This window comes from Arthrobacter sp. KNU-44, assembly GCF_051843155.1.
In the GTDB taxonomy this organism is placed as follows: domain Bacteria; phylum Actinomycetota; class Actinomycetes; order Actinomycetales; family Micrococcaceae; genus Arthrobacter.
In genome coordinates, this window is the sequence record NZ_JBPXNG010000002.1 from 256,361 (window position 1) to 276,152 (window position 19,792).

At 63.3% G+C, this 19,792-nt stretch carries 20 protein-coding genes, 7 tRNA genes, 1 pseudogene and 1 riboswitch; of the genes and pseudogenes, 19 read left to right on the forward strand and 9 right to left on the reverse strand.

Annotated features, from left to right (window positions below; all coding sequences use genetic code 11):
- Window positions 1-59: 59 nt before the first annotated feature.
- Window positions 60-214, reverse strand: a riboswitch (FMN riboswitch).
- Window positions 215-293: 79 nt separating this feature from the next.
- From rpe to ACSVHC_RS02015, 5 genes are all read right to left on the reverse strand, one after another.
- A complete protein-coding gene (gene rpe, locus ACSVHC_RS01995) occupies window positions 294-956 on the reverse strand; it encodes a ribulose-phosphate 3-epimerase (protein WP_437773285.1) in 663 nt (220 codons plus the stop codon).
- A gap of 93 nt (window positions 957-1,049) precedes the next feature.
- Window positions 1,050-2,600: an RsmB/NOP family class I SAM-dependent RNA methyltransferase gene (locus ACSVHC_RS02000; RefSeq protein WP_437773284.1), complete on the reverse strand. Its 1,551-nt coding sequence runs from the start codon at window positions 2,598-2,600 to the stop codon at window positions 1,050-1,052.
- Window positions 2,597-3,517 (reverse strand): methionyl-tRNA formyltransferase, encoded by a 921-nt coding sequence (fmt, locus tag ACSVHC_RS02005; RefSeq protein ID WP_437773283.1) that lies wholly within the window; start codon window positions 3,515-3,517, stop codon window positions 2,597-2,599. The genes ACSVHC_RS02000 and fmt overlap by 4 nt, the downstream gene beginning before the upstream one ends.
- The gene (gene def, locus ACSVHC_RS02010) at window positions 3,514-4,080 is read right to left on the reverse strand and encodes a peptide deformylase (RefSeq protein WP_437773282.1); all 567 of its coding nucleotides are present in this window, start codon (window positions 4,078-4,080) and stop codon (window positions 3,514-3,516) included. Before def ends, fmt begins: the two co-directional genes overlap by 4 nt.
- 50 nt (window positions 4,081-4,130) lie before the next feature.
- Complete coding sequence (locus ACSVHC_RS02015; RefSeq protein WP_437773281.1) at window positions 4,131-5,012, reverse strand: cytochrome; 882 nt, start codon at window positions 5,010-5,012, stop codon at window positions 4,131-4,133.
- 160 nt (window positions 5,013-5,172) lie between these two features.
- Between ACSVHC_RS02015 and ACSVHC_RS02020 the strand changes: the two genes are divergently transcribed.
- The 6 genes and pseudogenes from ACSVHC_RS02020 to ACSVHC_RS02045 all read left to right on the forward strand — a co-directional run bounded on the left by ACSVHC_RS02020 (window position 5,173) and on the right by ACSVHC_RS02045 (window position 8,722).
- Window positions 5,173-6,321 carry a GGDEF domain-containing protein gene (locus tag ACSVHC_RS02020; protein WP_437773280.1) on the forward strand — a complete coding sequence of 383 codons (1,149 nt, stop codon included), beginning with the start codon at window positions 5,173-5,175 and terminating at the stop codon, window positions 6,319-6,321.
- An 88-nt stretch (window positions 6,322-6,409) separates the two neighbouring features.
- Complete coding sequence (locus ACSVHC_RS02025; RefSeq protein WP_439180560.1) at window positions 6,410-6,664, forward strand: hypothetical protein; 255 nt, start codon at window positions 6,410-6,412, stop codon at window positions 6,662-6,664.
- Between the two features lie 50 nt (window positions 6,665-6,714).
- On the forward strand, window positions 6,715-6,939 hold the full coding sequence (locus ACSVHC_RS02030; RefSeq protein WP_437773278.1) for a hypothetical protein: 225 nt from the start codon (window positions 6,715-6,717) through the stop codon (window positions 6,937-6,939).
- Window positions 6,940-7,098: 159 nt separating this feature from the next.
- Window positions 7,099-7,716, forward strand: a pseudogene (locus ACSVHC_RS02035) (LGFP repeat-containing protein); the annotation flags it as partial.
- Between the two features lie 26 nt (window positions 7,717-7,742).
- Window positions 7,743-8,282 carry an LGFP repeat-containing protein gene (locus ACSVHC_RS02040; protein WP_437773277.1) on the forward strand — a complete coding sequence of 180 codons (540 nt, stop codon included), beginning with the start codon at window positions 7,743-7,745 and terminating at the stop codon, window positions 8,280-8,282.
- Between the two features lie 140 nt (window positions 8,283-8,422).
- Window positions 8,423-8,722 (forward strand): hypothetical protein, encoded by a 300-nt coding sequence (locus ACSVHC_RS02045; protein ID WP_437773276.1) that lies wholly within the window; start codon window positions 8,423-8,425, stop codon window positions 8,720-8,722.
- 6 nt (window positions 8,723-8,728) lie between these two features.
- Here ACSVHC_RS02045 and ACSVHC_RS02050 read toward each other — a convergent pair whose 3' ends face one another.
- Both ACSVHC_RS02050 and ACSVHC_RS02055 read right to left on the reverse strand, forming a co-directional pair.
- Window positions 8,729-8,983 (reverse strand): three-helix bundle dimerization domain-containing protein, encoded by a 255-nt coding sequence (locus tag ACSVHC_RS02050; RefSeq protein ID WP_437773275.1) that lies wholly within the window; start codon window positions 8,981-8,983, stop codon window positions 8,729-8,731.
- A gap of 655 nt (window positions 8,984-9,638) precedes the next feature.
- Window positions 9,639-9,713, reverse strand: a tRNA-Val gene (locus ACSVHC_RS02055).
- A gap of 260 nt (window positions 9,714-9,973) precedes the next feature.
- Between ACSVHC_RS02055 and ACSVHC_RS02060 the strand changes: the two genes are divergently transcribed.
- The 8 genes from ACSVHC_RS02060 (at window position 9,974) to ACSVHC_RS02095 (ending at window position 14,038) form a co-directional block, all read left to right on the forward strand.
- A tRNA-Gly gene (locus ACSVHC_RS02060) sits at window positions 9,974-10,046 on the forward strand.
- A gap of 55 nt (window positions 10,047-10,101) precedes the next feature.
- Window positions 10,102-10,172, forward strand: a tRNA-Cys gene (locus ACSVHC_RS02065).
- A gap of 41 nt (window positions 10,173-10,213) precedes the next feature.
- A tRNA-Val gene (locus ACSVHC_RS02070) sits at window positions 10,214-10,288 on the forward strand.
- A 55-nt stretch (window positions 10,289-10,343) separates the two neighbouring features.
- Window positions 10,344-10,416: transfer RNA gene (locus ACSVHC_RS02075), tRNA-Gly, on the forward strand.
- Between the two features lie 48 nt (window positions 10,417-10,464).
- Window positions 10,465-10,539, forward strand: a tRNA-Val gene (locus ACSVHC_RS02080).
- 56 nt (window positions 10,540-10,595) lie between these two features.
- Window positions 10,596-10,671 (forward strand) — tRNA-Gly (locus ACSVHC_RS02085).
- A gap of 258 nt (window positions 10,672-10,929) precedes the next feature.
- Window positions 10,930-12,357, forward strand: coding sequence for an amino acid permease (locus ACSVHC_RS02090; RefSeq protein WP_437773274.1), 1,428 nt, complete (start codon window positions 10,930-10,932; stop codon window positions 12,355-12,357).
- A gap of 463 nt (window positions 12,358-12,820) precedes the next feature.
- On the forward strand, window positions 12,821-14,038 hold the full coding sequence (locus ACSVHC_RS02095; RefSeq protein ID WP_437773273.1) for a benzoate/H(+) symporter BenE family transporter: 1,218 nt from the start codon (window positions 12,821-12,823) through the stop codon (window positions 14,036-14,038).
- Window positions 14,039-14,061: 23 nt separating this feature from the next.
- Here the strand turns inward: ACSVHC_RS02095 and zapE are convergent, their stop codons facing one another.
- Window positions 14,062-15,099: a cell division protein ZapE gene (gene zapE / locus ACSVHC_RS02100; RefSeq protein WP_437773272.1), complete on the reverse strand. Its 1,038-nt coding sequence runs from the start codon at window positions 15,097-15,099 to the stop codon at window positions 14,062-14,064.
- Between the two features lie 209 nt (window positions 15,100-15,308).
- Here zapE and ACSVHC_RS02105 point away from each other — a divergent pair, with 209 nt between their 5' ends.
- The 3 genes from ACSVHC_RS02105 (at window position 15,309) to ybaK (ending at window position 17,298) form a co-directional block, all read left to right on the forward strand.
- Window positions 15,309-16,232, forward strand: a complete 924-nt coding sequence (locus ACSVHC_RS02105; RefSeq protein WP_437773271.1) for a sulfurtransferase — start codon at window positions 15,309-15,311, stop codon at window positions 16,230-16,232.
- 101 nt (window positions 16,233-16,333) lie between these two features.
- Window positions 16,334-16,789, forward strand: a complete 456-nt coding sequence (locus ACSVHC_RS02110; RefSeq protein ID WP_345446647.1) for a SufE family protein — start codon at window positions 16,334-16,336, stop codon at window positions 16,787-16,789.
- A 17-nt stretch (window positions 16,790-16,806) separates the two neighbouring features.
- A complete protein-coding gene (gene ybaK, locus ACSVHC_RS02115) occupies window positions 16,807-17,298 on the forward strand; it encodes a Cys-tRNA(Pro) deacylase (protein ID WP_437773270.1) in 492 nt (163 codons plus the stop codon).
- 49 nt (window positions 17,299-17,347) lie between these two features.
- Here ybaK and ACSVHC_RS02120 read toward each other — a convergent pair whose 3' ends face one another.
- On the reverse strand, window positions 17,348-18,589 hold the full coding sequence (locus ACSVHC_RS02120; RefSeq protein WP_437773992.1) for an alpha/beta hydrolase family protein: 1,242 nt from the start codon (window positions 18,587-18,589) through the stop codon (window positions 17,348-17,350).
- A gap of 150 nt (window positions 18,590-18,739) precedes the next feature.
- On the opposite strand from ACSVHC_RS02120, the gene ACSVHC_RS02125 reads away from it, so the two are divergent.
- Both ACSVHC_RS02125 and msrB read left to right on the forward strand, forming a co-directional pair.
- A complete protein-coding gene (locus tag ACSVHC_RS02125; RefSeq protein WP_236817103.1) occupies window positions 18,740-19,231 on the forward strand; it encodes a hypothetical protein in 492 nt (163 codons plus the stop codon).
- Between the two features lie 13 nt (window positions 19,232-19,244).
- The gene (gene msrB / locus ACSVHC_RS02130) at window positions 19,245-19,736 is read left to right on the forward strand and encodes a peptide-methionine (R)-S-oxide reductase MsrB (protein WP_437773269.1); all 492 of its coding nucleotides are present in this window, start codon (window positions 19,245-19,247) and stop codon (window positions 19,734-19,736) included.
- Window positions 19,737-19,792 lie beyond the last annotated feature (56 nt).

Below are 19,792 nucleotides of genomic sequence, written 5' to 3' on the forward strand. Positions count from 1 at the left end.
ATGGCTCCGGGGGTGTACGACAGCGCAATACCGGGCGCACGGAACGCCCAAGCATGACTGTACGTGCTTCTCCCATCCAGACTTTAACTGTCGGTACTGGAATTCCACCAGTTCAACCGTCCGCCGTCGTGATTCCCGTGAAGGAAGCGCGATGGCTCGCGGGTCGCGGACTATAACCGCCGGTTCGGAATTACACCGACCCCGGAGCACGTATGTGTGTTGCTATTCTGACACAACTGGAGCAATGGCCGATGTATTCCCTGACCAATATGCAGGCAATTGCGTCATTGTTGTCACATTGCCGCGAGGCCGGCGGCGCGCAGCCGCTCAATGGCCGCAGCGGGGTCCGCATGGCCGTAGACGGCGGATCCGGCAACGAACACATTTGCGCCGGCTTCTGCTGCCCGGACAATGGTCTCCTCCGTGACGCCGCCGTCGACCTGGATTGCGACGCCCATACCGGAGCCGTCGATCGCGGCACGCGCCCGCCGGATCTTCGGCAGCGTGACGTCCAGGAAGGACTGCCCGCCGAAGCCAGGCTCCACGGTCATGATGAGGAGCATGTCCAGTTCGCTGAGCATGTCCAGGTACGGTTCCACGGGCGTGGCGGGACGAAGTGCCATTCCCGCCTTCGCACCGCGGGCACGGAGCTCCCGGGCGAGCTTGATGGGAGCCATGGCTGCTTCCGCATGGAAGGTCACGGAAGCCACGCCGGCGTCGGCGTAGGCCGGAGCCCAGCGGTCGGCGTCGGCGATCATCAGGTGGGCGTCCAGCGGGACCGGGCTCACAGCCTGGATCCGCTCCACGACCGGCAGGCCGAGCGTCAGGTTCGGGACAAAGTGGTTGTCCATGACATCGACGTGGACGGCGTCGGCGTTACTGATTCTCTTCAGCTCGGCTTCCAGATTCACGAAATCCGCGGACAGGATGCTCGGGTTGATACAGCACTCAGTCAAGGCAGTTCCCTCAGTGTTGGTGGCGGTCTGGTGGTGTTGGCAATTCTCCAGCTTAGGCACGCAGGACTTTCAGCCCGAGAAAGGCGCCGAAGGTTACGGCTTCTTCCGGATAAGCGCCAGGAACATCGCATCGGTTTGATGCACGTGCGGCCACAATTGTGCGGTCAACTCGTGCCCGGCGCCGAGGTTGCCGGTCAGGCTGACCGCGTCCAGGGCCGCGCCGGCGTCGATCTGCTCCAGGTCGTCCCGCTTGCGCAGGACATCGCTGACGACGGCGGTGGTTTCGGCTGCGTGCGGTGAGCACGTCACGTACGCCACTACGCCGCCCGGTTTGACGGCGTCGATGGCCGAGTTGAGCAATTCACGCTGCAACGGACCGAGATCGGCAAGGTCCTTGGGCGTCCGGCGCCACCGTGATTCGGGGCGGCGGCGCAGCGCGCCAAGGCCGCTGCAGGGAACGTCGACCAGAACCCGGTCGAAGGTTTCCGGTTGTTCCTTGCCGACGTCGCGGCCATCGCCGACCCGCACGCTCCAGGCATCCGCCGGAACCGCCGAGAGGGCTTGGCTGACCAGCTTCGCCCGGTGTTCTGCGGGTTCATTGGCCAAGAGGCTCGCACCTTCCTGGCGGGCGAGGGCGGCCAGCAGCGCGGCCTTGCCACCGGGGCCGGCGCAAAGGTCCAGCCACTTCTCGCCGTCCTTGGCGCCCCGTCCGAGGTCCACGGCTGCGACGGCGCGGGCTACCAACTGGGAACCGACGTCCTGGACGCGCGTAGTGCCTTCACGGATGGAGGACATGCGCCCGAGGTCGCCGCCGCTGGACAGCGCCGAGTCGATGACGAGTTCGCCGGGAGTGGCCCCGCTTTCCAGTGCTTCATCAAGATTGCCGATGCCGGGCAACGCCACCAGGTTCACCACAGGGGCCGCGTTGTCGGCTTCGAGCAGCTCGTTGATTTCGCTCGCGGGACGGCCATGCATGACGAGCGATTGGCGCAGCGCCCTCACAATCCATTCCGGGTGCGCGTGGCGTACGGAAGCGATCCTGGTCTCGTCGGTCTCGTTTTCCAGCAGGTGATCGAGCCACTCCGGAAGCGTCCTTGCGGTGACTTTTCGGAGCACTGCGTTGATGAGCGACGACGGGCCTGCTCCGATGACCGCGCGGGCCAGCCCGACAGTCTGGTCGAGTGCGGCGTGGGCAGGAACGCGCATCGCGAGCAATTGGTGGGCACCAAGTCGCAACGCATCCAGGACTGCCGGATCCAGTTGGGCGAGGGGCCGGTCGACACACTCGGCCAGGACGGCGTCGTACATCCCCTGGCCGCGCAGCGCCCCGTAGCTCAGCTCGGTGGCGAATCCGGCGTCGCGCTTGTCGAGGTGGTGGTGTCGGATCCGCGAAGGCAGCACGAGGTTTGCGTACGCGTCTTCCGAAGCGACTGCGCGCAGGACTTCGAACGCCACCAATCGTGCCGGATCCGCGCGTCGGGTCCGCTGGGACGGTGCGTTGGTGGAGAAACCGCGTTGCGGGCCCCTGTTGCGTTCGCGGCCTTGGGCGTCGCGGTTGCTTTCGCCGCGGGGACCGCGGTTGCCGTGGCCCCCGCCGTCCCTGTTCCCACTGTTGTTGGGGCCGCGCCGGCCGGACTCATTCATTCGAATTCCACGCTTTCTGGTGTTGCCAAACCACGGGCCCAATCGGCCGACGGCATCATCTTCTTGCCCGCAGGCTGGATCCCCCTAAGTTGCACTGCATGTGATCCGGTCCCGACCAGGACGTTCTTGCCGTCAACCCGGACCTGGCCAGGTGCAAGATCCCGGATGTCCGGGCGCAAACCTACGGGTTCCAGCTTGACGCGCTGTCCGTCGAGCATGGTCCATGCTCCTGGTTCGGGCGTGACCCCACGGGACCTGCGGTTGATGGCGAGGGCCGGTTGCGTCCACTCGAGCCGGCCGTCGTCGAGCGTCAGTTTGGGCGCGAGCGAGACGTCGCCTTGCTGGGGCTGGGGGGCCGCTTTGCCGGACTCGACGGCGGAGAGGGTCTGGGCGAGCAGGATCGCGCCGCTGCGCGAGAGCCGCTCCAGCAAGTCGCCGGCCGTGTCTTCAGGGCGCACGGTTTCCGTCAACGTCCCGAAGACAGGTCCGGTGTCGAGTCCTTCCTCGAGGAGGAAGGTAGCGGCTCCGGTGATGTCGTCGCCGGCGATGACTGAACGTTGGACCGGTGCGGCGCCGCGCCAGGCAGGGAGGAGGGAGAAGTGGAGGTTGATCCAGCCGTGGCGCGGTACTCCGAGCGCGGCTTTGGGGACGAGGCCCCCGTAGGCGACGATCGCTGCGACGTCCGGCTCGTACGAAGCGATCCGCTCGGTGGTCCCCGCGTCCACTTTCGAGGCGTGGATGATGCCGATGCCGAGTTCAGCGGCACGTGCTGCCACGGGCGACGGCGTCAGGATCCGTTTGCGGCCGGTAGGGGCATCCGGCCTGGTGAGCACCGCCACGACCTCAAAACCGGCCTCGATCAGCGCATCCAGGGAAGGGACTGCGACAGCCGGGGTGCCGGCGAAAAGCACCCTCATTCGGCGGCTCCGAAGCTGCCGAAGCTCGAGCCCACAGTGTTGGCTCTCTTGGCGGTGGTCCGTTCAGTCACGGAATGGTAGTTCGCTGCGCGGATGGCACGGAGGGCGGTTTTCCGGTCCTCACCCTCCAGGCGGTCCGTGAACAGGATCCCGTCCAAGTGGTCGGTCTCGTGCTGGAAGCAGCGGGCGAGCATGCCCTCTGCCTCAACGGACACGGGGTTGCCGTTCATGTCCACGCCGGTGGCGCGGGTGGTCCTGCGGCGGCGAACCGGGAACGCGAGTCCGGGAATGGAGAGGCAGCCTTCTACCTCGTCAGGTTGGAAGTCCTCGCTGCTCTCGAGCACGGGGTTGATGATGTGGCCTTCCACACCCCCGATCCGGTAAGTGAAGACCCGCTGGCTGACGCCGATCTGCGGCGCCGCGAGCCCGGCACCGTCCACGTCTTCCATGGTCTCGGTCATGTCCGAGACGAGTTTGGCGAGCTCCGGCCCGAATTCCGTGACTGGATCAGCAACCGTGCGGAGCACGGGGTCGCCGATGATACGGATACTCAAAATGGCCATGTGCTGTCTTTCCTCACGATCGGCGAAGCTTCGGTCCCGGTAAAAGGGGCCTAGGCCAGTTTAGTTGAGGCCGCGGGCGCCGCGGCGGCAGGGTACGACGGCGGAGCTACAGGGAGCAGCGCCGTTCCGGCTGCGGCCACATCGGCAGACATCTCCCACACCCGCTTCAAGGCGCAGAACTTCCACCAGTGGTGCTTGAGGACGTCCGGGTTGGCCCGCTGGGGGCGCACTTCGGTCTCGCCGATAGCCACCGCAAGCAGCACAGGGTTTTCACCGTACTTCCACGGCTCCCACTCCCCCGCCACTGGATCCACAAGGCTTTCCTCGGCCTTCATGCCCGCAACCAGTTGCATCACCACCTTGTCGTCGAGGGGTTTCACAGTCCCATCGCGGGTGGTGCCTTTGGTCTTGTAGTCAATCAGGCAGACCCTGCCGTTGATTTTGGCGACGAGGTCCAGGGTTCCGGCATAGCCGACGCTGGCGTTCCACACGGTGATCTCGGGCGCAATGGGCTCCACCCGGTACAGCGCCCACCACTCATCGAAACGGGCCGCGAAGGCTTCCTCGCCGTTTGAAGCGAGCTCTTCGCGCGTTTCCTTCACGCGGTGCGGACGTCCGAGAGCACGGAGGGCCACTTGCTCGCAGTAGTTATGCACGCGGTCGCCACGGCGTGCGGCGTCGTCCCGGTACACCTCTGCAGCTTTGGCTGCCTTGTTGACGGCCTGCCTCATCTTGGCAGGACTGGAAAGATGTTGCGGGAGCTCCGGGTCTTTCGCCAGGCTGCTGGCACCCATGTAGCCGAACCAGCCGTCCAGGGAGTGGGCCTGCTGGCCGATCACCGTGGTGATGGAAGGGACCGAGAAGGTCTCGGACGTGGACCGGGCATACATCCGGCCGTATTCGGTGGCATGGGCAAGCAGTGGATCTGTCATAGGAAAACTCTTTCACACACCGCTGACAAGAAGATGCGGAGTCCTGGTGGCTGCCGACGGGACTCCACCCGGCAATTAATGTGCTCCTCACGCATGGCGCACAGTGTTATCCGACTCCCGGTGCCATAATTGGTCACGTCCTCGGCTACGGGAGCGAATCTTGGTCCTCGATATAACAACACTGCGAGTCGCCCTTGGCGTGGTCGCTCTTACGCTGCTCCTCTTGTTCTACGCATCGTTCAGGCGCACGCGGTCCTCCTACAACGGGTGGTGGTGCATCGCCCTCCTGTTCTTCCTCGCAGGGAATCTTGCTTTCCTGCTCAACGGGACGCCGTATCAGATCTGGGCGAATCCCTCGGGAAACGTCCTCCTGGTGGGTGGAGCGTTCAGTGTGTGGACCGGCGCCCGGTCCCTCAGGATGTTGCCGCCGCCGAGGTGGCAATTCGCGGCGGCCTGTGGCGTCACGGCCCTCGCCTCCGTTTTGGAAAGTCCTGGTTTCAACACCTGGTCGGGGGGCCTGGTCTATCTGGGATTCATGACGGTGGGCATCGCGTTGGCCTCCCGCGATCTGTGGCTGCTCGATTCCAGCTACTCCCATGTGCACAAGTCGATGGCCTTGGCCGCGGGCTTCCTGGCCGCATACTATTTCTGCCGCCTGTCCGTGTACCTCGTCGAAGGTCCAAGCGGACCGAACTTCCGCCTGTATTTCGGCCCATCCATGGCCAGCCTGGTCACGCTGATACTCCTGGTTGCCGTCTCCTTCAGCATGACAGCCCTCAGCAACGATCAGTTGATCAACCGGCTCAGCGAACGTGCTGCACGCGACAACCTGACGGGGCTCCTCAACCGTGGCACCTTCATGGACCTGGCTACGAAAGAACTAGAGCGACTGCACGCCACAAGCTCCGTCGCCTCCTTGATCCTTGCCGACCTGGACCATTTCAAAGCGATCAACGACGAGTTTGGTCATGCCGCCGGCGACGCCGCCCTTCAGGCATTCGCTGCTGCGTGCTCCGAGTCCGTACGATCCACCGACCTGGTCGGACGATACGGGGGCGAAGAATTCATCTTGCTCTTGCCGGGAGCCAGCCAGGAGCGGGCCGAAAGCATCGCGGGCGACATCAATCGCTCTTTGGCGGCAAGCAAAAACCTCGACGACATCCACCTTCCGACGGTGAGTTACGGAGTCACCTCAACCCAGTTCGGCGCAGTAGACCTCACGGCGATGATCGCCGCCGCCGACACCGCCCTTTACCAAGCCAAGTCACTCGGAAGGAACCGGGTGGTCAGGACGGCGCCTCGCGCATGACCAGGCCCCGATGGGCGTAAAGCAGGAACTCGTCGCCAACGACAAGAGGTCTTGTGCGATGAGCAATCAAGACAACCTAGACGACATAATGCCCGCTGACGAGCAATACGAGATCTTGAGGGCGGTCATCATCGACCAACACGAGACTGTCTGGCCAACCTTCGTGGATGCCCTCACGAAGATGAGGGAGCTCCCGGAGCAGTTCAGGCATACACACGCCGTTCTCCTGGTGGAAGCAATTAAACTGCACTTCGATTGGCTAAGATCGAACGGCATCGACGCACAATTCGAGCTCACGGACACGTTCGGCATCGAGGTATTGAAGATCGAGGATCGCCAGTGAGCGGGAACGAAAAAAGTGCGCAACCACCGAACATTCGGGAGAATTCGACCGTGAGCATCAACCAACGACAGGGTGGGGCAATGGAGGGTATCCAGTCAGCCACTTCTGGCCTGACCAAGGCGAAAGTGGCCGAGGTCATGGGCCAGCTTGAGGCGCTCGCGGCTGACCCTTCCAGTGATATGGATGCTCGCTTGAGGCACGATATCGAGGTGCTGCTCGCCGGCTACAAGGCGGGAAAACCAAGCCGACGACTACAGCCGCCGATGGCCGGCTGACCAACGCCACACATGTAAGGGCCTTTCCCCATCGGTTAGCAGCCGGCGGGGAAGGGCTCTTTTCTTGCGTCAGGACGTGTCTCCTCCGCCGACTGTTCGCGCAGGATATTCTCCCCTAGTGCCACTCGTCCGGGAGGCGTTAGTGGGGAAGGACTACGCATGCGTGCTACCAACTTCCGTGGTCGGAGGATCGCTCGCATCCTCCTGTCCGCGTTAGCCGCCGGAGCCGTTATCTGGGGCGGTGTGACGTCGCCCGAATTCGCTACGACTTCTCCGTCAGGGACATCGGCACCGACACAATTGCTAGCCGCCGCGACCACGCCGCCAGACCCGCCGGCAGGTGGCTGGGTCGTCGCCAGTCCGTTCGCGACGTGGTACAGCCCGTCGATCGCTTCCGTGTACGGCCCACCGAACGGTGACACAATTTGTTGGGAGCCCAACTTCTGCCACCAAGACTTCAAGAACGGGGAGGCCTTCTGGAGTCCCAGCCGAGGCGTTCAGGGGGCACTGAGTACCACCCCGACGGGCGCGAAATACTTTGCCGACGGCGGATACGCGGCCCTAGGCCTTCCGCTCGGCGACGAAGTGTGCACGGCCCCTCACGGCGGCTGTTATCAGTGGTTCGAGAAGGGAATCACCTGGTGGTCGCCGACGACGGCCGCGGCCACCGTTCGTACTGACGGTTTTCAAGCACTGTACGAGCAGAAGAACTGGGCGTGGGGACCAATGGGCTACCCGCTCGGGGACATCAATTGCACGGGCCCGGGCGGCGGCTGCTACCAGTGGTTCCAAGGCGGAATCATGTGGAAAGCACAGCCCCCCGGCTGGTTTACAGGGAGCTTGGTCCACGGCGCTATCGAGGCAAGTATGCCCAGCTCGGCTGGGCGTGGGGCACTCTTGGATACCCACACCTCGAAGAGATGTGCGACTACGGCTACACCGACGGCGGCTGCGTCCAGTACTTCGACAATGGCCAGATCGTCTGGTCCCCAGCCACAGGCGCCTCCATGGTCCACGGGGCCATCGGCTGGGGTTGGCTCCGGACCGGATACTACGGCGGCATCGGCTACCCCACCGGAGACGAGCAATGCACCGCCCCCAACAATGGTTGCTACCAGTGGTTCCAAAAAGGTGTGTACTTCTGGAGCCCCGCCACCGGGGCGCACTACGTCCAGGGCGCCATCAAGTCCACCTACGAAGGCCTCGGCTGGGCATGGGGTCGCCTCGGCTACCCCACAAGCGATGAATCTGGCGCCTGGTTGGGCAACGTGATCAAGCAGGACTTTGAACACGGATCCATCACGTGGACACCGTACAGCGGCATCCAAGTGATCTGGCGCTAACTAACCGATAACTGGCGGTCCGCAAAGCGCGAACCTCGGCCGTTCAGTCCTGAGCGATCAGGCCCCGTACTTCCTCGCGCTCGACGGCCAGGTCCACTGGACGGCCGCCGGTTGTCTGCCCACGGTGGCAGACTCGAGCTGTGGAGGAAAAGAAGTTCTGGCAGCCACCGCACGCGCATAGGCCCATACCGGTTGTGCCCGAAGTGGATCCGGCGGCCGTGGAAGGCGCGACTACGGCCAAAGAGCCCCGGCCCGTCTTCGTAATGCTCGATTACAACAACGAGCAAAGCCACGAGGTGCCAGCCTTCGCGTACGGGTGGACTAGGGTGCATGTGCTGGTGTCCGTACCTTGGCCGATGGATTACTACGCGGGCCGCAAAGAGGTGTGGGTGGAAGCATCCAAGGTGCGGCACCGGACAATCGACCCAAGAGTGCGTTGATGCCTTCTATGCCGGATTGTGAGCCGGAAGGCCGGTTGCTTCCGTTTCGCGCTGATCGCCTTCGTGGTTCGGTGAGTCCCGAAGGCGGCCTTTGGCTCGGTGTTCCACGAGGATTGGAATGTAGTCGCGGATGGGGCCAACCAGGGCTTCGTGTTCTTTGCGAACAATGTGCTCAACCTGTTCGCGTGACGCGGCAGGATATCGTGAGGCGAGTCGGGCAACAACTGTTTCAAGAGCAAGTTGCTCGTCCTCCATCGTCATTTCATAAGTCTCGGCGCCCATAGCCGGATGGTCAACTAGCCGGAGCACGTCCGGGCAAACCTCGTTGAACACAAAACAGCCCCTCACCGTCTGGGCGGTGAGGGGCTGCTCTTGTGCCGGCTACCCCTTGTTACAGAGGCTGCATCCCGGCAAAGGTCCGGTCTAGGACCGGGACACAGCATAGGCGTGAGCGGGTAAAAATAGCAAGCATGCTTATGGTCCCCCGCTTGGACGACGAAAAACAGCCCCTGGCCAGGGGACGGTGAGGGGCTGTACGTGTGTAGTCGTGGGCGCGCTCGGGAGTGCGCAGGCTCTCGAGCTTTCAGCGACGTAAACCTACGGCTACTTCAGAGCGTCCTGCGGCATCGGCAATGGCGCCACATTCCACGCGTTTGAACACCATGGCCGCGCCCAAGGGAAGTCGGGATCATGCCCGATCCTCGGACATCCAAATTTCCCCGCTCGCTGATGCCGGCCTCACCGGTAGAGCATCTATAGGACGCGAGCTCGCGGCTCCATCCCACCCGCTGGCCAGTCGAACCGTGCAGCTTTCGTTGCAACGATCTGCGGTACGTTTGCGGTACGCCAGGCGACGTTGGAGAAGCAGAAAACCCCGTCTGACCTGCATGCCTGCAGGTCAGACGGGGTTTTCTACTGGTGGGCGATACTGGGTTCGAACCAGTGACCTCTTCGGTGTGAACGAAGCGCGCTACCACTGCGCCAATCGCCCGTGCACAAGAAGACTAGCCGACCCCGGCCGGAATTCAAAAATCCGGAAAGTATCGGCTCGACCGACGAGGCAACAACAAGGAAAAGGCCTACGAATCACACTGGTGTAACTCGCAAAATCCGCGCCAATTCAAGGAACTTAAGCCCATTGCCTACGATTCGGACACATCGATTTGGAGTTTCCCGGAACCTCCTATAGAGTTTTTACTCGTCGGAAAGCGACGGAATGCCCCCTGCGGGCAGGCCGCCGAAGAAGACTATGCGGACGTAGCTCAGCTGGTAGAGCACCACCTTGCCAAGGTGGATGTCGCGAGTTCGAATCTCGTCGTCCGCTCGCAGGACACTGTCACGGCATTGATTTCTTGGAACCCCAGGAATAGTGCTTACACGGTGGGTTGGCCGAGAGGCGAGGCAGCGGCCTGCAAAGCCGTATACACGGGTTCGAATCCCGTACCCACCTCGGTGAAAACCTTGGTTTCCGGTCTTGGCCGGATTGCATTTGGGCGATTGGCGCAGCGGTAGCGCGCTTCCCTGACACGGAAGAGGTCACTGGTTCGATCCCAGTATCGCCCACCAAGGCAAGGCAACTTGCTTGTTGATGAGAGTCCGGCCTCGCCGGATTCCATCATGTGCGGACGTAGCTCAGCTGGTAGAGCACCACCTTGCCAAGGTGGATGTCGCGAGTTCGAATCTCGTCGTCCGCTCTCGTATTTTAAGGTCCCGGCAACGGGCCGGCCGGCTTATGCCGATCCGGGCGATTGGCGCAGCGGTAGCGCGCTTCCCTGACACGGAAGAGGTCACTGGTTCGATCCCAGTATCGCCCACCAAGGCAAGGCAACTTGCTTGTTGATGAAAGTCCGGCCTTGCCGGATGATCGTCATGTGCGGACGTAGCTCAGCTGGTAGAGCACCACCTTGCCAAGGTGGATGTCGCGAGTTCGAATCTCGTCGTCCGCTCCATTTCCTCGACGTCTGGCCAGCGCCACTGGCCAAAAGCAGTGACACCGCCCAAGCAGCTCCGCCGGAGCTGCTTTTTTTGTGCCCGCAGACGCCCACCACCTATGCCACTTACTCGAAAGATCAGCAAAACCGATCAATACCACTCAGCAAAAATCACTTTATCCAATGTGATTCGTATCGCATACTTTCTTCAGTCCCAATTCGTCCACGCCCACACGCAGGAGCACGGTGAATCAACAAACAGTCGTTCGTTCGATCATGAGGAAGAAACCCATTGACGACATCGAGGAGGAAAGCAAGCACAGCGGGCTCTTCAAAAGCCTGGGCCTCTGGCAACTGACAGCCATCGGCGTCGGCGGCATCATCGGCGTCGGGATCTTCTCCCTGGCCGGGCTCGTGGCGCATGGAAGCGCGGACACCCCTGGTGTCGGCCCCGCAGTGCTGATCTCGTTCCTGGTCGCGGGCCTTGCCTCAGCGGCCGCGGCACTTTCCTACGCCGAATTCGCCGGCATGATCCCCCGCGCCGGATCCGCCTATACCTACGGCTACGTTGCCCTTGGCGAGGTCATCGGCTGGTTCATCGGCTGGGACCTCCTGCTGGAGTACATCGCAATCGTCGCCGTCGTCGCGATCGGCATTTCCGGCTACTTCGACGCGTTCCTTTCCGGGATCGGCGTCCACATGCCGGCGTGGATGACCTCGACGGCGGACGAAGGACATGGCGGCATCATCAACCTGCCGGCCATCCTGGTCTGCCTGCTGGTCACCTGGATCCTGTCGCGTGGAACCAAAGCCTTCGGCCGCTTCGAACTCGTGGCGGTGGCCATCAAGGTGGTCCTGATCCTGTTCATCATCGGTTTGGGCATCTTCTACATCAACACGAACAACTACAATCCGTTCATGCCCAGCGGCTTCGGCCCGGTGGTGGCTGGTTCGGCCACTGTGTTCTTCGCGGTGTTCGGCTACGACGCCATGAGCACCGCGGCCGAGGAAGCCAAGGACGGCAAAAAGCACATGCCCAAGGCAATCGTGCTCTCCCTTGTCATCGCCATGCTCCTCTACGTCGCGGCAACCCTGGTGCTCACCGGCATGCAGAACTACAAGGACATCAACCCGACGGCCGGTTTCGCCTCCGCCTTCAGCTCGGTAGGCCTGCCCGTCATCGCCACGATCATCTCGGTGTTCGCGGTCCTGTCGATCCTCACCGTGATGTTGACCTTCCTGCTCGGCGTTACCCGTGTCTGGTTCTCCATGAGCCGCGACGGTCTGCTACCGGGCTGGTTTGCCAAGACGGACCGCCATGGCACTCCGCAGCGCGTCACCTGGATCGCGGGCATTACGTCAGCTTTCCTGGCGGGCGTGTTCCCCATCAAGGCCGTTGCGGACCTGACCAACATCGGCATCCTGGCCGCGTTCGTCGTCGTCTGCCTCTCGGTCATCATCTTCCGGTACAAGAAGCCGGACGCGCCGCGTACCTTCCGGCTGCCATTCATGCCGCTGGTTCCCGCGTTCGGCATGCTGGCATCGGCCTTCCTCATGACCCAGTTGCATTGGGAAACCTGGCTTCGCTTTGTCGTGTGGCTGGCCATTGGACTGGTCATCTACTTCGGCTACGGCCGCAAGCATTCGCTTATGAATCCGGACAGTCCGCGCCACCATGAGCTTTCTCCCGACAAGCAGCTGTGACCCCCTTGAGAATTCGATTGACATCCCAGTCAAATTTTTCCTTGGCACCTCCAAGGTCTCGGGTTAGGATCGAAAACGGAGGAGCGAACTGGCTCCGTGATTGAAGGGAGGTGCCCGTGGGATTATTTGACGATCTGAAGGGCAAAGTTCAGGACCTCGTTGGTGGCAAGGAAGAAGCCATCAAGGACGGCATCGAATAGGCCGCCGATTTTATCGACGACTAGATGCGGTTCAGAGAGCCGCTTCCGAGTTCGTGGGCAACCTCGACGGTTTGCTGTAAGGGCTACGGCCTGGACAGCTCCCTCCGCCAATGAGGCTCCGTAGCCGGTCCAACCGGCCAGAGCTCCCGAATACAGTTACGTCAACGGGGCACCGGTCCCGCCGCGAGGCGCCGCCGGTGCCCTTGGCGTTTAACCGTGGTCGCCTCGGCGGGCGGGCCACGGCTCCGGTAACGTGATGGACTATGCCAGCGTCATCCCTCCACACCGGCCAGTCACGTCCAGCCTCCGCTTCCCGGCAGCTCTCCCGTCCGCTTGTGGCTGGAATCGTGACCGCGCTGGTCGGCTTCACTTCATCCTTCGCGGTGGTACTCGCAGGCCTCCGGGCGGTCGGTGCCACCCAGGAACAGGCCGCCAGCGGGCTCCTGGCCCTCACCCTCACCTTCGGGCTCGGCGTTCTCTGGCTTTCCTGGCGGTCGCGCTTGCCTGTCACGCTTGCATGGTCGACGCCCGGTGCGGCTTTGCTCGCAGGAACCGGAGTGCCCGACGGCGGGTGGCCGGCCGCCGTCGGCGCCTTCCTCATCGCTGGTGTGCTGATCGCCCTGACGGGGCTCATCCCGGCCCTTGGAAAGCTGATGGCGAAGATTCCCACGGCCCTCGCCCAGGCGATGCTGGCCGGAGTGCTTCTGTCCCTCTGCCTCGCCCCGTTCAAAGCGTTGGGCACCGCTCCCCTATTGGTGGCTCCCGTGATCCTCTGCTGGCTGGTCATGATGAAGCTGGCGCCCCGCTGGTCCGTACCTGCCGCGCTGTTGGTGGCTCTCGCAGTCATCGGAATCTACATCGTGGTCAACGGCGTAAGCATCCCCACGAACCGGCTGTTGCCTGAATTGCATTGGACCACGCCCGCTTTCACGCTCAGCACGGTGGCCGGCATCGCGTTGCCCTTGTTCATTGTGACCATGGCATCGCAGAACATTCCGGGGGTGGCAGTGCTGAAGTCTTTCGGCTACACCGTCCCGTGGCGCCAGTCGATGCTGGTGACAGGGGCAGGGACTGCGCTGGGGGCTCCCTTTGGCGGACATGCGATCAACCTCGCCGCGTTGAGCGCTGCGCTGGCTGCAGGAGAAGAAGCAGGTGAGGACAGGGGCCGGCGCTGGATCGCAGCCTTCACGTCAGGCCTGGCCTACCTCGTGTTGGCAGCCTTCTCTGCCGCGCTGGTGGCCGTCGTGGCGGCGGCACCGCCAGGTCTCCTGGAAGCCGTCGCGGGCTTGGCGCTGCTGGGCACCCTGGCCTCTGCCATCGCCTCGGCCCTGGCTATTGCCGAAGAACGCATCGGAGCCTCCGTGACGTTCCTGATCGCAGCGTCGGGCCTCAGCTTCGCAGGGATCGGCGCCGCGTTCTGGGCACTTGCTGCCGGAATCCTGGTGCGTTCGGTCCTCAAGACGAGGGAACCCCAGAAGTAGGGTGGGGCCTGCCGTGGGGCCTGCTAAGAAGGCTCGTGGTTCTGGCCCTCGCGCGCCAGGGCGGTCAGACGGGACACGGCGCGGAAGTACTTCTTCATGTACCCGCCGGTCATCATTTCCTCGGTGAAGAGCTTGTCGAAGGGCACGCCGCTGGCAAGGATCGGGACGTCCTTGTCGTACAAACGGTCGGCGAGCACCACGAAGCGAAGGGCAACGGCCTGCTCCGTGATGGTTTCGACGTCGCGCCAAACAACGGCGTCGATTCCTGCGATCAGCTTGCGATACCGGCTGGGGTGCACACCGGCAAGGTGGTCGATCAGGCCGCGGAAATCGTCCATGGCCACGGTCTGACCATCGAACTCGGCATGCATCTGCCTCTTGAGGTCTTCGGTCTTCAACGGTGCCGGAGCGGCGGGCAAGCCGCGGTGCCGGAAGTCTTCTCCGTCGATCCTGACTACGTCGAACTGGTCCGCAAGGACCTGGATCTCCCGCTGGAAGTCGACGGCCGCAAAGCGGCCGTCCCCCAGTGAACCAGGCAGGGTGTTGGACGTGGCAGCAAGCTTCACGCCGGCGTCGGACAATTCACGCATGAGGCGGGACATGAGCACCGTGTCGCCCGGATCGTCGAGCTCAAATTCGTCGATGCAGACAAGCTTGTAGCTGCTCAAAGCCTCCACGGTCTTCCGGAAGGACAGGGCGCCCACCAGGTTGGTGTACTCCACGAACGTCCCGAAGGCTTTCGGTCCCGGAGCCGAGTGCCACAGTGAAGCCAGCAGGTGGGTCTTTCCGACGCCGAATCCGCCGTCGAGGTAGATCCCGGCCTTGCTGTTGACCTTCTTGCTGAAAAGGCGCTTGAACAGGCCGTCTCCGTCGCCGGCCCCCACTGTCGCCCCAAACGCTTCCAGGGACTTGACCGCTGCCGCTTGGCTGGGCTGGTTCGGGTCAGGCCGGTAGCTCTTGAAGGACACCTCTCCGAACCGTGGCGAAGGGTAGAAACCCTTGAGAATCTCATCCGCTGAGACCGCCGGCGTGCGCGCGGCGAGCTGTTCGATCTGTACCAATGCGGTCCGTTCTTCGTGTCGTAAGTCCCCAGCAAGAATACCGGCAATGCCACGCCCCGGGCGGACACGTGATGAAGGCCATATTTCACCATATGAACGGGGAGGAGCTTTAGTCCCCGGCCCTCGATACTGTGGGATTAATGCCCGGGCACGTCTTATCGCCCGGCGCCGCCCGGTGTCAGTGAAAGTGTCAGTGAAAGGCCATACCAATGTCCTACCCCGTTGAACAGAACGAGAAGTTCGCCGCGTACGCCCACCCCGAACGTCTGGTGTCCACCGAGTGGCTTGCCGCAGCCCTTGAAGGCGGTGCGCTCGGCGACGGCAAACTGGTTGTTGTCGAATCCGACGAAGACGTCCTCCTGTACGAGACCGGCCACATTCCGGGCGCAGTCAAGATCGACTGGCACACGGACCTGAACGATGAAGTCACCCGCGATTACGTCGACGGTGAAGCGTTCGCAGCCCTGGCAGCCGCCAAGGGCATCTCGCGGGACACCACCGTGGTGATCTACGGCGACAAATCCAACTGGTGGGCCGCTTACGCCCTCTGGGTTTTCACGCTCTTCGGCCACGAAGACGTCCGGCTCCTGGACGGCGGCCGGGACAAGTGGATCGCCGAGGGCCGCGAAGTCACCACTGACGTCCCCCAGCCCGCCCCGGGCGACTACCCCGTGATCGAACGGAACGACGCCCCGATCCGTGCCTTCAAGGATGACGTGCTGGCGCATTTCGGCAAGCCGCTGATCGACGTCCGCTCCCCCGAGGAATACACCGGCCAGCGCACCCACATGCCGGCTTACCCCGAAGAGGGCGCCCTGCGCGGGGGCCACATCCCCACCGCAGCTTCCATCCCGTGGGCACGCGCGGCTGCCGAAGATGGCACGTACCGTAACCGGACCGAACTTGAGGCCCTCTATCTCGGGGAAGCCGGCCTCACGGAAGGCGACGACGTCGTGGCCTACTGCCGTATCGGCGAGCGTTCCAGCCACACCTGGTTCGCCCTGAAATACCTGCTTGGTTTCGAAACGGTCCGCAACTACGACGGTTCCTGGACGGAGTGGGGCAATGCCGTGCGCGTCCCGATCGTCAAGGGCGCTGAGCGGGGTTCCGTGCCCGCACTCGCCGGAAAGTAGTCCGGAATCCCCGTGCCTTGCCCGATCGGTCTGCCAAATTGGCTAGGCCATTGTGAAGCAACGGGGCCAGACCGGCCCGGACTTTGCGTAAGCTGGAAGTGATGAGTACTAATACTTTGCCCTCCGCACTGGCGGAAATTGTCGATGACTTCCAGGCATTGACAGAGCCCGACCGCCTTCAGCTGTTGCTTGATTTCTCGCGCGGGCTCCCGGCCTTGCCGGAACGGCTGCTGGACCACCCTGAACTCCTGGAGCAGGTGGTGGAGTGCCAGTCGCCGCTGTTCCTGACCATTGAGCAGGAAAAGAAGCCCGACGGCGTCGCGTACCGTTTGTTCTTCAAGGCACCGCCGGAAGCACCCACGACGCGCGGCTTTGCGGGCGTTTTGCACGAAGGCCTGGACGGGCTGACGGCCGCGGAGATCCTGGCCGTTCCGGATGACATGCCGGAACTGTTGGGCCTCACCCGGGCAATCACTCCGCTGCGCATGCGCGGCATGACGGCCATGTTGGGTCGGATCAAACGCAAAGTCGCTGCGGCGGACCGCTTGTTGTCCTGATCCGGGATACCCAGCGAATGGCCAAGAAACAGGCTTCACAGGGAACGCCGGCCACAGCCGTACTGGCTGCGGCCGGCGTTCCTTTCACCCTGCACCCCTATGCGCATGATCCTTCGGCAGCGAGCTACGGACTTGAGGCCGCCGAGGTCCTGGGTATCGATCCCGGCAGGGTCTTCAAGACCTTGATGGTGGACATTGAAGGCAAGCTCGCGGTGGGCATCGTCCCGGTAAGTGGCACCCTCGACCTCAAGGCAATCGCAGCGGCTCTCGGATCCAAGAAGGCCACCATGGCCGATCCCAAAACGGCCGAGCGACGCACCGGCTATGTCCTGGGCGGGATTTCCCCGCTGGGCCAACGCCAGCCATCGCCCACTGTGCTCGACGAATCGGCATTGGCCTTTGGTACGGTCCTGGTTTCCGGTGGACGCCGCGGCCTGGACATTGAGCTGGATCCCGCAGACCTTATCCGGCTGACCGGCGCCCGGACTGCCCCGATCGGCAACCCCTAGGAAACCCGGGGAGCAGCGCAGGTACTCTCAAGCCGCGTCCGGCCCGTTCTCAATCCGACACCGGCCCGCCACGGGGCGTGAGGTGCGGAGCGAGCCATGAGCGGACCAGCCGTTCCCATTTCCGGGGATCCACGTTCCACTCTTTCGTGTGGCGCGCACCCTCGAAAGGCTCAAAGGTGACCATGTCCGGATTCTTTTCGGCGAGGCTGGCCGAGGGTTCGTAGGGGACGTACTCATCATCCACGCTGTGGAGCACCAGCGTCGGGGTCCGCAGTTCGACGGCCCGGGCATCCCAGTCCATCGCCTTCAAGTCGACGGGTGCGGCCAGGCCGGTGAGGCGCCGGCCCAACGGGTGCCCCAACATCAACTGCCCGTAACGGCCCACGGCGTAAGGGATCCTGTTGATCTGTGCGTGGTGTGCCAGGACATTGACCCAGTTGATCACCGGCGCGTCCAGGACCATGGCCCTGATCACGTGCCTGTTGTGCGAAAGATCGGCCGTCTGCAGGCAGATCGCCCCGCCCATGGACCATCCGAACAAGACCACTTCGTGGGCGCCGTGGGCGAGTGCGTACTCAATGGCGGCGTCGACGTCGTGCCATTCCGTGGAGCCCAGGCCGTAACGCCCATCCGGGGCAGAGGGGGCCAGGCCGTCGTTCCGGTAGGAAACCAGCAGGCTGTCGAGTCCGAGATCGTGCGCGACGCGCACTGCGCGCAAGCCTTCGAGGCGGGTGGCACCACGGCCGTGGACCATGATGGCCCACACTTTCGCGGGTTTCCCTGCGGCTGACGGAACCAGCCAGGCAGGCGCCTGGCCACCCTCGACGTCGATCTGTATTTCCTGCGAATCCAGGCCAAGCGCCGCCGGGGAGTCGTAGACGGCACCGCTCCACCATCCGCGCCGGGCTGTGGCCAGATCCCCGCTGTAGACTTCCTCGACTTCGCGCTGCACCGTCCGCTCTGCGGGCGAATAGGACACGATCCTTCCGATCCGCGCGGCTCCTGTCCCGCCCGCGAAGAAGAGGCTGAATACTCCGTCGATGGTGGTGTCCGGGGTAGCCGCGAGGATGACCTGGAGCCCGTCGTCACGGCGCACCACCGCCAATACCTCCTGGTCGGCCTCGCGCGCCGAGGGGGTAATGACGCGCCTGGCGAAATAGGCGGCGAGCGCCGAAGACCCTGCGCCCAGCAAGCCGGCAATGCTGCTTCCTGCAACGATCCCCGCAACGGTCCATTTGGCGCGGGCGGACATTTTTGCGCCGTTCTCAACGGTTGGCGCAGCTCGGGTCATGGATGCCATGTGACCATTCTCCCGGTTGCGGGGCGGTGTTCCGAACAGCGCCCTCTGTGGCGTTTCTTCCCGGGAGTCGACGCCGCGGCGAGAACAGAATTGCCGCACGAAACCATCCCTGAAGGCGCGGCTCAGGTCTACGCTGTAGCCATGAGTGAACCAATCGTCATCCTTACCGAAGAGCCTCTCGGCCCGGACGACCGCGTCAATATTGCCAAACTGATCGACGGCGGCGACTCGCCCCTGGTGGTGCTGGTGCCCGCGAACACGGAGCGGCACTTGTTGGTGGACTTCCTTGAGAATCTCTCCTTGCTCGAAATAGCCAAGGCATTCCGGGATCTGCTCGCGGAGGCGCCGGATCCCCAGTCAGAGCGGGCCCAGGCTGCCGAGACCTTGTCGGCGTCGCTCGGGGCCCTGGATGGGCTGGGTGGCGGGGTGACTGGTGAAATCGTCGACGGCGGTGCCGTGGCCGGCTTGGTGTCCAAGGTCAAGGCACTCAATGCCGCGCAGGCCGTCGTCGTCACCCGCCCGCACGCGATAGCCGATACGTTCCATACGGACTGGGCGAACAAGGCCCAGGACCAATTAGGGCTGCCCGTGCTGCATCTCTATGCGGGCTCGGGATTTATCGGCGACTCGTGAGCGTTGACAGAACATGAGCACTGCAGACAACAGGAAATACTTCCAAGCCGCGGACCCCTTGGCCGGGGTTCCCCACCAGGATGTCCCGAAGGACGGGCAATGCGTGGAGAAGACGGACGCGGAGTGGCGCGAGGAACTTAGCCCGGAGGAGTTCAGGGTCCTTCGCCAGGCCGGAACGGAACGCCCGTACACGGGTGAGTACTGGGACACCCATACGGCAGGCGTCTACCAATGCCGGGCGTGCGGCGCTGAGCTTTTCACGAGCAACGAGAAATTCGATTCCCATTGCGGCTGGCCGTCCTTCTGGGCACCACTCGCGGAAGGCACCGTCCGGTACATCCACGACCGTACTTTGGGAATGGAACGGGTGGAGGTCCGCTGCGCCAACTGCGATTCACACTTGGGACACGTTTTCGAGGGTGAGGGCTACGGCACACCTACTGACCAGCGGTATTGCATAAACTCCGTTTCGCTCAAGCTTGTCGAGACCCCTGCCGGGCAGTAGTCCGGGGCGATAATTCGAGCCCGGGCTCGCCACGCAAACGCCAAGCTACCGGCAGC

Excerpts from the sequence above, each read along its gene's own strand:
- ACSVHC_RS02000 (WP_437773284.1), bottom strand. The coding sequence starts at position 2,600 with ATGAATGAGTCCGGCCGGCGCGGCCCCAACAACAGTGGGAACAGGGAC.
- fmt (WP_437773283.1), bottom strand. The coding sequence starts at position 3,517 with ATGAGGGTGCTTTTCGCCGGCACCCCGGCTGTCGCAGTCCCTTCCCTG.
- def (WP_437773282.1), bottom strand. The coding sequence starts at position 4,080 with ATGGCCATTTTGAGTATCCGTATCATCGGCGACCCCGTGCTCCGCACG.
- ACSVHC_RS02015 (WP_437773281.1), bottom strand. The coding sequence starts at position 5,012 with ATGACAGATCCACTGCTTGCCCATGCCACCGAATACGGCCGGATGTAT.
- ACSVHC_RS02025 (WP_439180560.1), top strand. The coding sequence starts at position 6,410 with ATGCCCGCTGACGAGCAATACGAGATCTTGAGGGCGGTCATCATCGAC.
- ACSVHC_RS02050 (WP_437773275.1), bottom strand. The coding sequence starts at position 8,983 with ATGACGATGGAGGACGAGCAACTTGCTCTTGAAACAGTTGTTGCCCGA.
- ACSVHC_RS02090 (WP_437773274.1), top strand. The coding sequence starts at position 10,930 with ATGAGGAAGAAACCCATTGACGACATCGAGGAGGAAAGCAAGCACAGC.
- ACSVHC_RS02095 (WP_437773273.1), top strand. The coding sequence starts at position 12,821 with ATGCCAGCGTCATCCCTCCACACCGGCCAGTCACGTCCAGCCTCCGCT.
- ACSVHC_RS02105 (WP_437773271.1), top strand. The coding sequence starts at position 15,309 with ATGTCCTACCCCGTTGAACAGAACGAGAAGTTCGCCGCGTACGCCCAC.
- ACSVHC_RS02110 (WP_345446647.1), top strand. The coding sequence starts at position 16,334 with ATGAGTACTAATACTTTGCCCTCCGCACTGGCGGAAATTGTCGATGAC.
- ybaK (WP_437773270.1), top strand. The coding sequence starts at position 16,807 with ATGGCCAAGAAACAGGCTTCACAGGGAACGCCGGCCACAGCCGTACTG.
- ACSVHC_RS02120 (WP_437773992.1), bottom strand. The coding sequence starts at position 18,589 with ATGACCCGAGCTGCGCCAACCGTTGAGAACGGCGCAAAAATGTCCGCC.
- ACSVHC_RS02125 (WP_236817103.1), top strand. The coding sequence starts at position 18,740 with ATGAGTGAACCAATCGTCATCCTTACCGAAGAGCCTCTCGGCCCGGAC.
- msrB (WP_437773269.1), top strand. The coding sequence starts at position 19,245 with ATGAGCACTGCAGACAACAGGAAATACTTCCAAGCCGCGGACCCCTTG.